Annotated in this window: 12 protein-coding genes and 1 tRNA gene; 7 read left to right on the forward strand and 6 right to left on the reverse strand. The window is 73.6% G+C overall.

From position 1 onward, the window contains the following. Nucleotides 1–21 precede the first annotated feature (21 nt). The 3 genes from EDD93_RS09540 to EDD93_RS09550 all read left to right on the forward strand — a co-directional run bounded on the left by EDD93_RS09540 (nucleotide 22) and on the right by EDD93_RS09550 (nucleotide 1,862). Nucleotides 22–642 carry an HhH-GPD-type base excision DNA repair protein gene (locus tag EDD93_RS09540; RefSeq protein WP_123524737.1) on the forward strand — a complete coding sequence of 207 codons (621 nt, stop codon included), beginning with the start codon at nucleotides 22–24 and terminating at the stop codon, nucleotides 640–642. Between the two features lie 114 nt (nucleotides 643–756). Further along, nucleotides 757–1,053 (forward strand): type II toxin-antitoxin system VapB family antitoxin, encoded by a 297-nt coding sequence (locus tag EDD93_RS09545; RefSeq protein WP_073736427.1) that lies wholly within the window; start codon nucleotides 757–759, stop codon nucleotides 1,051–1,053. Nucleotides 1,054–1,265: 212 nt separating this feature from the next. Beyond that, nucleotides 1,266–1,862 carry a LytR C-terminal domain-containing protein gene (locus EDD93_RS09550; protein WP_123524738.1) on the forward strand — a complete coding sequence of 199 codons (597 nt, stop codon included), beginning with the start codon at nucleotides 1,266–1,268 and terminating at the stop codon, nucleotides 1,860–1,862. 52 nt (nucleotides 1,863–1,914) lie between these two features. Here EDD93_RS09550 and upp read toward each other — a convergent pair whose 3' ends face one another. Further along, nucleotides 1,915–2,550, reverse strand: coding sequence for a uracil phosphoribosyltransferase (gene upp / locus EDD93_RS09555; RefSeq protein ID WP_123524739.1), 636 nt, complete (start codon nucleotides 2,548–2,550; stop codon nucleotides 1,915–1,917). 103 nt (nucleotides 2,551–2,653) lie between these two features. Between upp and EDD93_RS40145 the strand changes: the two genes are divergently transcribed. From EDD93_RS40145 to EDD93_RS09575, 4 genes are all read left to right on the forward strand, one after another. Beyond that, on the forward strand, nucleotides 2,654–2,968 hold the full coding sequence (locus EDD93_RS40145) for a hypothetical protein (RefSeq protein ID WP_260255678.1): 315 nt from the start codon (nucleotides 2,654–2,656) through the stop codon (nucleotides 2,966–2,968). A gap of 187 nt (nucleotides 2,969–3,155) precedes the next feature. Continuing rightward, nucleotides 3,156–3,719: a hypothetical protein gene (locus tag EDD93_RS09565; RefSeq protein ID WP_123524740.1), complete on the forward strand. Its 564-nt coding sequence runs from the start codon at nucleotides 3,156–3,158 to the stop codon at nucleotides 3,717–3,719. A gap of 9 nt (nucleotides 3,720–3,728) precedes the next feature. Beyond that, complete coding sequence (gene tadA, locus EDD93_RS09570; RefSeq protein WP_123524741.1) at nucleotides 3,729–4,241, forward strand: tRNA adenosine(34) deaminase TadA; 513 nt, start codon at nucleotides 3,729–3,731, stop codon at nucleotides 4,239–4,241. A gap of 78 nt (nucleotides 4,242–4,319) precedes the next feature. Beyond that, a tRNA-Ser gene (locus EDD93_RS09575) sits at nucleotides 4,320–4,404 on the forward strand. Between the two features lie 53 nt (nucleotides 4,405–4,457). Here the strand turns inward: EDD93_RS09575 and EDD93_RS09580 are convergent. The 5 genes from EDD93_RS09580 to EDD93_RS09600 all read right to left on the reverse strand — a co-directional run bounded on the left by EDD93_RS09580 (nucleotide 4,458) and on the right by EDD93_RS09600 (nucleotide 11,872). Further along, the gene (locus tag EDD93_RS09580) at nucleotides 4,458–5,738 is read right to left on the reverse strand and encodes an RICIN domain-containing protein (protein WP_260255903.1); all 1,281 of its coding nucleotides are present in this window, start codon (nucleotides 5,736–5,738) and stop codon (nucleotides 4,458–4,460) included. A 148-nt stretch (nucleotides 5,739–5,886) separates the two neighbouring features. Continuing rightward, on the reverse strand, nucleotides 5,887–9,303 hold the full coding sequence (locus EDD93_RS09585) for a hypothetical protein (protein ID WP_123524743.1): 3,417 nt from the start codon (nucleotides 9,301–9,303) through the stop codon (nucleotides 5,887–5,889). Continuing rightward, a complete protein-coding gene (locus tag EDD93_RS09590; RefSeq protein WP_260255679.1) occupies nucleotides 9,300–10,226 on the reverse strand; it encodes a type VII secretion system-associated protein in 927 nt (308 codons plus the stop codon). Before EDD93_RS09590 ends, EDD93_RS09585 begins: the two co-directional genes overlap by 4 nt. Before the next feature lie 303 nt (nucleotides 10,227–10,529). Next, nucleotides 10,530–11,225: a type VII secretion system-associated protein gene (locus EDD93_RS09595; protein ID WP_123524744.1), complete on the reverse strand. Its 696-nt coding sequence runs from the start codon at nucleotides 11,223–11,225 to the stop codon at nucleotides 10,530–10,532. Beyond that, nucleotides 11,222–11,872: a type VII secretion system-associated protein gene (locus EDD93_RS09600; RefSeq protein ID WP_123524745.1), complete on the reverse strand. Its 651-nt coding sequence runs from the start codon at nucleotides 11,870–11,872 to the stop codon at nucleotides 11,222–11,224. The genes EDD93_RS09595 and EDD93_RS09600 overlap by 4 nt, the downstream gene beginning before the upstream one ends. Nucleotides 11,873–11,887: the final 15 nt, after the last annotated feature.

The raw sequence follows: 11,887 nt of genomic DNA on the forward strand, positions 1-11,887 counted from the left end.
CGCTCTCGCGATGATCGGGCCATGACCAAGAGCGACAACGGACGAGACATCACCCTCCGGATCGCCCAGGAGCCGGAGGCGGACGAGTTCCTCGCGCGCAGTCCGCTCGCGGCCCTGGTGGGCATGCTGCTGGACCAGCAGGTGCCGATGGAGTGGGCCTTCTCGGGCCCGTACGCCCTGGCGCAGCGGATGGGCGGCGACGATCTGGACGCCCACGAGATCGCCACGTACGACCCCGAGGCGTTCGCCGAGCTGTTCACCGCGAAGCCCGCGCTGCACCGCTATCCGGGCTCCATGGCCAAGCGGGTGCAGCAGCTGTGCCAGTACCTGGTGGCGCAGTACGACGGTGTGGCGAGCGCGGTGTGGAGCGATGCCGCCACCGGGGCCGAGCTGCGCAAGCGGCTGAACGCGCTGCCCGGGTACGGCACCCAGAAGTCGCAGATCTTCCTGGCGCTGCTGGGCAAGCAGTTCGGCGTCCGGCCGCCGGGCTGGCGCGAGGCGGCGGGACCGTACGGGGAGGACGGCTCGCACCGCTCGGTCGCCGACATCACCGGCCCCGATTCGCTCGCCGAGGTCCGTGCGTACAAGCAGGAGGCCAAGCAGGCGGCCAAGGCGGCGAAGGTCGCCGCCAAGGGGAAATAGGCGCACCCGTCCGATACACGAAATCCCGCCATAGCCGCTTATATGCCTTGTGACCGGTGATGCAGTCCAGCCCCATGGCTGCGCCCGGAGGCCCTTGGCCGGTAGGCTTTCCGTGTGATCTTCAAGCGCATCGGAAATGGGCAGCCTTATCCAGACCACGGCCGGGAAAGCACCCGGCAGTGGGCGGATGTCGCGCCGCGCCCGGTCCGCCTCGACCAGCTCGTGACCACAAAGGGCCAGCTGGATCTGGAGACCCTCCTCGCCGAGGACTCCACCTTCTACGGTGACCTGTTCGCGCACGTCGTGAAGTGGCAGGGCGACCTCTACCTGGAGGACGGACTGCACCGCGCGGTCCGGGCCGCGCTCCAGCAGCGCCAGGTACTGCACGCCCGCGTGCTCGAACTCGGCTGAGCCACCACACCGCCGCACCGGCCACGCCGGGGGCCCGTCCGCCCAGCGACCGTTCGAGCTCGTCCGGGGCGTGTTCGAAGCCCGTCCGGGGTCCGTTCGGGGTTCGTTCGGGTGCTTTCCCACTCGGACGGGTGCGATCCATTGATCATTTAGTAGGCATCATCACCGGGTCGCACTACGCTGCGCCCATGAGCATGCTCACTCCCCCAGGCATGGGCGGAAAGTACCGCATCACGGGTGACAAGTACCCGCGCATGCGGCGCCCCCGCCGCCGCAGCAAACTGGTCCTCGCGACCGCCGCCTCCGTGGTCGCCCTGGCGGTGGCCGGATGGGGCACGCTGCAGCTCATCGATGTCTTCACGGGCGGCGACAAGACGGCCAGCGCGGCCGACCGCAAGGCGGACTGCCCGTCCGCCAAGCCGTCCGCGCCCGCCGTGGCACTGCCGAAGCCCGGGAAGATCAAGGTGAACGTCTACAACGCGACCCCGCGCGGCGGGCTCGCGAAGTCGGCGGCCGATGAGCTGAAGAAGCGCGGGTTCGCGATCGGCAAGGTCGGCAACGCCACCGCCACGTACGACAAGAAGGTCTCCGGGACCGGCATACTGCTGGGCTCTCCGACCTCGCTCAACGGCACCTTCCCGGTGCTCGGCACACAGCTGCCGGGTGCCGCGACGAAGACCGACGCCCGCAAGACCGCGGACGTCGATCTGATCATCGGTACGAAGTTCAAGGCGTTCAGCACGCCCCAGGCGGCCTCCACCGCCCTGACCGCCCTGCTCAAGCCCTCCCCCGCGCCGTCCTCCTGCTGAGCAGGAGGAGGACCGCGCGGGGCGGGCGCCCCCAGGGCCTGTCTTCAAGCTGCTAGTCGGCGGTGCCGTACATCCGGTCACCCGCGTCGCCCAGGCCCGGCACGATGTAGCCGTTCTCGTTGAGGCGCTCGTCGACCGAGGCGGTGACCACGGTGACCGGCGTACCCGCCAGCTCGCGCTCCATCACCTCGACGCCCTCGGGCGCGGCGAGCAGCACGACGGCGGTGACGTCGTCCGCGCCGCGCTTGATCAGCTCCTGGATGGCCGCGACCAGGGTGCCGCCGGTGGCCAGCATCGGGTCCAGGACGTACACCTGGCGGCCCGAGAGGTCCTCCGGCATCCGGGACGCGTACGTGGACGCCTGCAGCGTCTCCTCGTCGCGGATCATGCCCAGGAAGCCCACCTCGGCGGTCGGCAGCAGCCGCACCATGCCGTCGAGCATGCCGAGGCCGGCCCGCAGGATCGGCACGACCAGGGGCCGGGGGTACGAGAGCTTCACACCGGTGGTGGGTGTCACCGGGGTCTCGATGTCGACCTGCTCGGTGCGCACATCGCGGGTCGCCTCGTACGCGAGCAGGGTGACCAGCTCGTCGGCGAGGCGCCGGAAGGTCGGGGAGTCGGTGCGCTTGTCGCGCAGGGTGGTGAGTTTGTGCGCGACCAGCGGGTGGTCGACGACGTGGATCCGCATGGGTCCCACAGTAGCCGCGCCTCCCGCACCCGTGCGCTGGCATCAACCACACGTTCGGGGGGAAGGTGGGGGCATACGGACCCAGCCTTGGGGTGATGAGCCGATGCCGGACGGGGCACAGCGGAAACGGGACGGGGCGGACCCGCCCGGCCTCAGGGATGCGCGGAACCCGCAGGACGTACGGAACCCACAGGACGTACGGAACCCGCAGGACGTACGGGACGCGCAGGACGTACGGGACGCGCCGGACGCGCCGGACACCGACGCGCAGGAGAACGACGCGCAGCGTCGCAGGCGGCGCGCCCAGTTCCTCCGCGAGCTTCACGAGGCCAAGGCGCTGCGCGACCGGGTCCAGCCCCGGCGCGTCAAGGCCGCCCGAATGCGCCAGGCCATGCGGATGCGGACGTTTCGCTGGTAGCCGTCCGGCCTGCGGAAGAACCCCCTGGTGGCCGCCCCGGACAGAACTGATGGCCGACGCAACGTCCGAACTGCTCTCGCGAAGCCCTCGTTTCTGCCACGATTCCGATGGGCGGGACACAGGACAGCCGGACCACCGACTGCCCTCCCGCCGGACCGACACCCCTATGACCAGTGGGAGAGTCACGGTGTACTTCGCCGCACTGCTCGCGCGCACCGAAGACGGGTGGGAAGCGAGCGACACGGATCTCGACGATGTGGAGACCCTGTCCGATCTGACGGATCTGGCCCGTGAGGCCTCGGTTGACGAGGACACGGTGCTCGTTTTCATCGAGCAGGAGGACGCCTGGTTCGGCGTCATCCGGGTGGACGGTGAGGAGGACCCGCGTATCTACGTCTCGAACGCCTCCGCCGCCACCCGCTCCTCGTACGGGGAGATCCTGCTCACCGATGAACTGCTCGGCCGCGAACCCGGGGCCGAGGACTCGATTGCCGCCCTCGAAGAGCTCGTCGGACTCGACGGTACTGAGGACGACGAGCCGGACAACACCCCCGACAACGACAACGACACCGCCGACCACGACAACGACGACGACGGACTCGACGCCGTACCGGCAGGCCCACTCGGTGACACCGGGCTCCTGTCCGACCTCGGGCTTCCCGAGGCGGAGCTGCTGATGCTGCGGTCGGACGCACTGGTGGAGATCGCGGACGCGCTGGGAGCGGCCGAGGTCCTGGAGACCGTCCGTTAAGGTCCGCGGGTGACCGAAGCACCGCACCCGCAGGACCCGCCCCAACCGCTCGACGCACCGCGCGATCCCGTACGGGACCCGTGGCGGGTGGCCATGCGCCGTGCCCTGGACGAGGCCGACCGGGCGGCGGCGACCGGCGATGTGCCGGTCGGCGCCGTCGTCCTCGCCCCGGACGGCACGCTGCTCGCCGCGGGACACAACGAACGCGAGGCGACCGGCGACCCGACCGCCCACGCCGAGATCCTCGCCCTCCGCCGGGCCGCCGCCGCGCTCGGCGAGTGGCGGCTGTCCGGATGCACCCTGGTGGTCACCCTGGAGCCCTGCACGATGTGCGCGGGCGCCCTGGTTCAGTCCCGGGTGGCCCGGGTCGTCTACGGGGCCCGGGACGAGAAGGCCGGCGCGGCCGGATCGCTCTGGGACGTCGTGCGCGACCGCCGGCTCAACCACCGCCCCGAGGTGATCCCCGGAGTGCTGGAGGCCGACTGCGCGGCCCCTCTCACCGCCTTCTTCCGCCACCGCTGACCTGGCATCCCCACCTCGGGGCAGTCCTGCGGGGAATCGGATTTCGACGCACGGCCGAGATGGTCTAAGCTCTCTCTCGGTAGCGTGTCCGAGCGGCCGAAGGAGCTCGCCTCGAAAGCGAGTGTGGGGAAACTCACCGAGGGTTCAAATCCCTCCGCTACCGCCGCATGAAATCGCCCCCGACCTGTCACGACAGGCCGGGGGCGATTTGGTTGCTCAGACGATCCAGTGGTCTCCGACACCGCACGGGGCGATTTCGAGCCGGGCGTCGTTGCCGGCGGAGGCACCGCCGGTCGGGCGCAGGCACAGGTCGTTGCTGACGACGTTACGGATCCAGTTCGTCCCGTCCCCGCGGGGGTCGAGCCACCAGAGCTGGTTGTCGCCTGCCGGGCGGCAGTTGAACTCGCTGACCTTCGAGCCGGCCGGCCTGGCGTCGTAGTAGCCGACGTCCAGGCAGAGCCCGTCCTTGCTGTTGCGGATCAGGAAGACGGGGGCGTTCTGTGGCCCGCCGCTCTTGCGCACGATGTCCAGACTCCACAGCTGGTTGTCGGCGGCCGTGGAGTTGCACGGGTACTGGTTGACCGGATCGGTCGGCTTGCCCTTGCCGTAGTCCGCGATGTCCACGCACTGGGACGTCGACGCGTTCTTGATCACCGTGTTCTGCACGCCCGAACGGCCGTTGGCCCACCGGCGGAGCTTCTCCGCCCCGGTCAGCCCCTTCGGCTTGGGCTTCGTCCTGGGCTTGGGCTTGACCTTGACCTCGGCCTTCTCGGACGCGCTCGGGGAAGGCGTGAGCGTCTGCTGCGGGGCCGGCGGCACGGCCTGCTTCTCCTTCTCCTTCTCCTTCACCTTCTTGCTCGGCTTGACGGAGGGGGTCGGCGACTCGCTCGTGTACGTGTCCGGAACGGCTGAACGCTCGCTGCCCAGGACCGTGCCCGCCGCGTTCTGCGTCCGGGTCCGCTCGGGCTCACGGTCGTCCTGTCCGGCTACGAGGAACGGGACCGCGATCAGGATCGCGCCGGCGATCGCCGCAGCCGCCAGCATCGGCTTCTTGGGGCGGCGGCCGGGCGGCTCACCCTCCGCGTGGGAATTCGCGCCCGCGCCACCGCTGCCGGCCGCTGCCGCAGCCACGGCCGCGGCCGGTGCGTCGGGCGCGTCGGGCACCGCGCCGACCGTTCTGACGGCCGGCGGCGTGCCGGTCTCCGCGGCGGACGCGGAGGACGCCGACTCGGAGGACTCCGCAGACTCCGCGGACTCCGCGGACTCCGCAGGCTCGGGGGAAGCCGCTGAGGTGGCGTCGGGCGCGGCGGTGGCCGACGGGGCCGGGGCGCCGCCGACGGTGCCGGCGCCTGCTCCGTCGGTGCCGGTCGTCGCCTCGCCGGCGCCCGTGCCCTCGGAGGACGGGGACGGGGACGGGGACGACGGGGACGTGGACGGGGCGGTCGGACGCCCGCCCGGCGTCAGCGCACCGCCCGGGTCCCCGGCCGCTCCTCGCATCGTCACGGCCCGGCGGACCGACACCGGCGAGTTGCCGGACGTTCCGGACGCACCGGCGGACGGGCCGGACGGTGACGGTATTTCGTTGGAAGGATCATGCTCACGCGCCATGCAATTCCCCTACTCGTCTATGGGTGTGGGTGTCGCGTCACGGCCCGGCGCCCACGGATCCGACGCAGCGCTCCGGCCAGTGGCCGGTGCTCTCGGGAGCCGTCGGGAGCCCGCGCACGGCTTCGTCCAGCCGGGCGAGTACGGCACGATCCGCGTCGGGATCGGGCGCGGTCGCCGTGGCAGGACCGGTCATTTCACGCAGGAAGATCTGTACGGACGGGCCGTCGCGGCGGACGTCCAGCACCCGGAAGAGGGTCCCCGGGGCGAACACCACCTCCTCGGGCCCACGGCTGTGGTCGGCCAGCTGCCGGACGCGCCGGCCCGCCACCGACCAGATGACGTAGCTCCCGCCCGGCGTCACGGCCGTGCGGGTGGAATCGAGCGGCGTGGTGCTCAGCACGCCGGCATCGCGCAGCAGCGTCCCCGGACGGGGCAGCGCCGCGCCGGCTGCCGGGTCGCTGCCCGTGCCGCGCAGCACGGCTCCCCGGTAGGACGGCAGCCTGTTCAGCGCCGAGGCCACACAGGCGCCGTATGGGAGCATGTCGGGCTCGTACTCGCGCAGCGCCCGGACCACCGCGCCATGGCTCAACGGGCCTTCGGGGGTGAGCAGATACATCCGCAGCGCGATCAGATCGGCGCGGGCCGCCTCCTGTTCCTTGCCGCGCAGCGCGGGCAGCCGGGCGAGGGACCTGGCGACGGCCGCGCCGTGCCGGTCCCACCCCCGGTCCGCGAGCGCGCGGAAGGCGGTCCGTTCGGCTTCGGTGCTGCGGTGTCCGGGGTCCAACGGGACGGGCGCCAAAGGTGTGTCGGGGACCTCGGCCGGGGCCGGGCCCTCCGGGGCACCGGGGTTCGCCGGGGTGGCCGGGGCGTCCGGGGTCGCCGGGGCGTCCGGGGCGTCCGGGGTCTGTGCCGCCTCGTCCCCTGCGGTTCCGGTCCCGTCCGGCTCCGTCGGCGCCTCGGCCGTCACGTCCCGGGATGCCGTGGCCACCGGGGACGCGGGGGCAGGGTCGGCCGGTGCGGCGGATTCCACGCGCACCGGTTTCGCCGGGAGCACGTCGTCGGGGAGATCCGGCGCCTCGGTCACGCTCGGCGTGGGCTCGCTCGGCGTGGGCTCACTCGGCGTGGGCTCACTCGGCGTGGGCTCACTCGGCCTCGGCTCACTCGGCCTCGGCTCGGTCGCGGGCTCCTCGGACGGGCTCCGCCCGGCGAGCGGCTCCGGGCCGTCCGCCGCTGCCGGGTTCTCCTCCGCCGCAGGCTCGGCCTGATCGTCGCTTCCGTCGGGTGTGTCGGCTGTGTCGGCTCCGGCGCGGGCGTCGCCTGTGCCGCCTGTGCCGCCTGTGTCGCTTCCATCGTCCGGGTCGGGTGCGGCGGCTGCGGCTTCTCGCGGTTCATCCGAACCGGAGCCACCGGGACCGGGGCCGGGACCATCGGGCCTCTCGGACCGGCCCGGCCCGGTTGTCGGCGGCCCGGCGGGCTCGCTCTGTTCCGGCAGGGGCGCGGTGCGGCCCGGCGTGGTGCCGGACGCCGCTCCCCCGGCCGCTTCGGCCCGCCTCCTGGCGCGCCCCAGCGAGCCGATCGGGACGCCGTCGTCCGATCCGTCGAGCTCCTCGGGCTCCGGGCCGGCGCCGGTCCTCCGGGGCGTCCCCGGCTTCCCGGTTGCCGGCTCGGCTACGGGCCTCCGGGCCGCACCGGGACCGGAAGGCCGTCCGGGTGTCCCGGCACCGGCCCCTGCCCCAGCGCTCGCCGCGGCTCCCGCTCCTGCTCCTGCTCCTGCCCCGGCGCTCGCCGCCGCCCCCGTGGCCATGGCTTCGCGGAGCTGCCCGGCGCGCTCGGCACGCGCCGTGCGCCCGGCGCCCTCCGACGGGCGGACGGGGGCCGATCCCGTGGTCCGGCCCTGCGGTCCCGGTCGCGACGGCTGGGGCGGCAGCTCGGGCCTCGACGACTGCGTCTGCGGTCCCGGCACCGCGCCCGGCCGGCTCACCGGTGCGGGGGCCGGGCGGGCCGGAGCCGGCGGCCTGGCGCGGGCCGGGGCCGGCGCCGGGGCGGCGTAGCGCAGGGTGCGCAGGCCGTGCTGGGCGGAGAGCCGGCGCAGTTCGAGGCCGCCGTCCAGGGACACGCCGTGCACGTGCAGCGTCGCGCGCGCACGCAAGGCCGGTGCCAGGGCACCCAGCAGACCCGACAGGGCCGGCCACAGCGACGCGTCCATGACTTCGCCCGGCATGCCCAGCTCGATCACCGGTCCGCCCGGGTCCACCTGACGTGCCGTGGGGGACAGCGAGGGGCCGCCGCGCGGGCCGACCCACAGGCCCGCCCTGGTGACGGTGACCTGCCAGCGGTCGGTCAGGCCGACCACGCCCTCCTCCGGACGTGCGGGACCCGGCAGCGGCGGGGTCCAGCGCAGCACCCGGGGCGGTCGCGCACGGCCGCTCTCGTCGGGCGGCCGGCAGACGACGGCGTCCACGAACGGCATCCACGTCGGCGTCCCGTCCGGTGCGGCCAGCACCGAACGCACGGAGTACGTCCCCAGCGGGCCGCCCGCCGCGACGAGCGGCAGGCCGGTCAGGACCTCCACATCGGCGTCCGTCCGGTCGGACACCGACTGGGCCAGTGACAGCAGGTCACGCCGGCCGCCGGGCACGAGCCGCGCACTCGATCTGGCCTCCTGCGGCAGGGAGTCGAGGACCTCGGCGACCTCCTCGGCCGAGACATCCTCCCCGTACGGCACACCGATCACCACGGCCGCGCGCCGGGGGTCGACCGGCACGGCGTGGTAGAGATCGCCCGGCTGCGCGGGAGCCGCCCCTGCGGGCCGCACCAGCAGCCCGGCCGGGATCTGTTCCACCACGCAGCCGCCGGCCGTGCCCGAAGGCACACCGCGCAGCGCGGACTGCCAGGACGGCTCCGGGCTGCGCGGGCCCAGCGGCTGCGGCTTGGCGCCGGGGGCGAACCGCCACCAGCCGCCTGCGGCCGCACCCCCGTTGGATGTGGACGCGACGGGGACGAAGAGCGAACCGCCCGGTACGACGAGGGGCGGCCCGTCCGGGGCCCTCACCTCGAACCCCCAGGCGTCGGCGATCCGGCGGGCGGTGGCGGGCCGGTCCTCGGCGTCGTGCCCGGCGCCGGCCATGACCAGTTGCACGGACTCGGTGCCCGAGTCGCGCAGCGAGTCGAGCAGTTCGCTCAGCCTCGGCCAGAAGGAGCGGGCCTCCGTGCCCCCGGCGCCCGCGATGACGGTCACCGTGCCGTCGTCCGTGCGCATGCTGCGCGCCAGATCGGCGACATCCGCAGGGGTGAGCGTGTCGTCCGACGGGGTCCGGAGCAGCAGCAGGCCGTCGTGGTCCTCCACCACGAGACCCTCGGGTGCCGCTTCCGGCAGGTTCGTGGCGGCCCGTTCGACGGGGGCCGGGGAGCGGTCGCCCCGGCGCCGCGCGAAGGGACCACCCCAGCGAGTCACTTCTGCGGCCTTCCGCCGGCCGGCGCACCGGTCGTGCCGGTGCCCGGGACCTGGGCAACCGCCGGGTCTTTGACCCGTGTCGCGTGGATGCGCGGCGTTCCCGCCCCGCCCGGCTCCCCGGGCCGCACCGGGCGGGCCTCACCGCGTTCCTGGGCCGCGATCTCCTCGGCCAGCGCCTCGGTGTCCATGACCATCCCGGCCGGGCCGGTCGGGTTGACGTAGAGCGAGTGGCCCTCGGGCAGCCCCTCGACGACGTCGGCCACCGGGACCACCCGGGCCGCGAACGTCCCGACGACGCGGTAGTAGGCGGGGGCGGTGAATACGGGGACCACGGGCTCGCCCTCCGCCGACCGCACGGCCAGCGGATCGCCGTCGGGGCCGAGGAGCACCGCGACCTTCGCGGCGGCCAGCGTACGAAGCACCTCGCCGGGCGGGCCGTAGCCGGTCACGGCGCGCTGGACGGCGGACTCGACCGGGTCGGTGGCCCTGGGCCAGCCGCGCGCCTGAGGGGAGGGGCGGTACTCCGCGCTGTCCTCCCACGCCACGATCGTGCCCGTGGAATCCGTACGCCAACGGCCCGGGACCGCCCAGTCCGGCGGCACGCCCGTACCCGACCAGGCGGGATCGGGCACGCTCAGCCACCGGTCGGGAAGGCCCAGGGCGGCCTCGGTCACCTCCGAGGGCGGTTCGGGGAAGGGCTCGGTGACGTCAGCGGATTCGGTGACGTCAGCGGGCTCCGTGTCCCCGGTGGGCTCCGTACCGGCGGTGAACTCCGTAGCGGCGGTGGCCCCGGTGATGGCCGTGGACTCGGTGACCGGTCGGGCGTACGCCGGTATCGCCCCGGCGTCCTCGTCGGCGGGGAAGGGCTCGGGCTCGGGCGGAGGGGGCATCGTGGGAAGGGGCCCGTTGTCGTACTCAGTCACCGGCGGGCACTCCCGACACAGAAGACACGGTCCATCCCTTCGAACTCACCCTCATCGTTTGACAGTCTGGTGGTGCCGACCCCGAAATCCGGTTTCCCCGCGATGACATACCGGGGTCCGAAGTGTGAACCTCCCATGACATCGCGGTACGCGACCCCACAGCACCATGGCCCCCACCCCGACGACAACGTTGTTCCCGGCCTGCCCGGCGGCATCCGGATGCCCGGTTCGTACTCCTGGAGAGACACCGTGCTCCGCCCCCGCGTTCCACCGTTCAAAGGTCAACCGTACCCGCACAACACCTCAGGCCGGCCACTCGTCGGGGGGCTCCTGCGCCTCGTACTCCTCCAGTTCGGCCACGCCCGCGCGCAGTTCGGTCACCGTGACGAGCTGCCCCACCGGGGCGGACGAGCTGAGGAACAGCACTTCCCTCCCGGGTGGCAGCCGGTCCAGGAGTTCGGGCACGAACATCACCTCGTGCGGTGGCAGTTCGCCCGCCGCCGGCTCCGGCGCCGCCGAGAAGACGGGCACCGCCTCCGTACCGTCCTGCGCGTCGGTCACCGTCAACCCGCCGCTCCCGTCGACGCACACGGCCAACTCGGCGTCGGCGAGCATCAGGGCGAACAGCTCCTGCGACGCGTAGCCGGTGGCGACCAGTTGTAGGGCGGCGTCCACCGGGCTGACCGGCGGGGCCCAGCCGTGCGCGTCGGGCGAGGGGCGGTAGCCGGGGTTCTCCTCCCACTCGACGATCTCCCCGTTCCCGTCGCTCCGCCAGCGTCCGAGCCTGGCCCACGAGGGCGGGGGCTCGTCCTCGTCACCGCTCCAGTGCCGGTCGACCACGGACATCCAGTGGCCGGGGGCCTCCCTGGCCGCCCTGACGTAGTCCTCGGGCGGCTCGCGGAACCCCGGCCGGCCCCTCAGCACGGCGGTCGGACCGCCCAGGGTCCCGGAGGGGCCCGCGCCCACGCCTTCGTCCGGGGTGCCGGAAGGGCTCGTCATGCGGGGCCCGTCCCGTCCCGCGAACCGTCCGCCCCGCGCGCCGCCGCGTCGACCGCCTGCCGCAGGGCGTCGGTCTCCACGGTCATGCCGACCGGTCCCGACGGGTTGAGGTAGAGCACGTGGCCGTCCGGTATCCGGTCGACCACCTCGGCCACGGGCGCCAGTTCGTAGCCGAAGCGCCCGGCCGCCTGCAGATAGCCGGGGGACGTGAAGACGGGCACCACAGATGCCCCGTCGGGAGAAGTGGCCGACAGCGGGCTGCCGCCGGGGCCGAGCAGGACGGCGACCTCCGCCCCGGCCAGCGCCCTCGGCACCGCCTCACCCGGGCCGTACCCGGTGGCCGCGAGCTGTACCGCCTCGTCCACCGGGTCGGCCGGTGCGGGCCAGCCGAGCGCCTGGGGCGAGGGGCGGTACCCCTCGTTGGCGCGCCACTCCTCGATCTCACCGTCCGGGCCGGACCGCCACTGGCCCACCACCGCCCAGTCCGGCGGTTCCCCCTTCCCGGACCACGCGGGGTCGACCATGCCCAGCCAGTGGTCGGGAGCCAGTCGGGCGGCTTCCTCGATCTCCGCGGGGACCGGCGGCGCGGTGTCGTCGACGGGCCCGGGTCCCGCGGTGGGCGCACCGGCGGCGGTGTTGTCGTTCATGAGCTCCTCGCTGGG

This window comes from Streptomyces sp. 840.1 (assembly GCF_003751445.1).
Lineage (GTDB): Bacteria > Actinomycetota > Actinomycetes > Streptomycetales > Streptomycetaceae > Streptomyces.

Bases quoted from the DNA above. Each gene is read 5' to 3' on its own strand.
- EDD93_RS09540 (WP_123524737.1), top strand. From the start codon at position 22: ATGACCAAGAGCGACAACGGACGAGACATCACCCTCCGGATCGCCCAG.
- EDD93_RS09550 (WP_123524738.1), top strand. From the start codon at position 1,266: ATGGGCGGAAAGTACCGCATCACGGGTGACAAGTACCCGCGCATGCGG.
- upp (WP_123524739.1), bottom strand. From the start codon at position 2,550: ATGCGGATCCACGTCGTCGACCACCCGCTGGTCGCGCACAAACTCACC.
- EDD93_RS40145 (WP_260255678.1), top strand. From the start codon at position 2,654: ATGCCGGACGGGGCACAGCGGAAACGGGACGGGGCGGACCCGCCCGGC.
- EDD93_RS09580 (WP_260255903.1), bottom strand. From the start codon at position 5,738: ATGCGAGGAGCGGCCGGGGACCCGGGCGGTGCGCTGACGCCGGGCGGG.
- EDD93_RS09595 (WP_123524744.1), bottom strand. From the start codon at position 11,225: ATGACGAGCCCTTCCGGCACCCCGGACGAAGGCGTGGGCGCGGGCCCC.
- EDD93_RS09600 (WP_123524745.1), bottom strand. From the start codon at position 11,872: ATGAACGACAACACCGCCGCCGGTGCGCCCACCGCGGGACCCGGGCCC.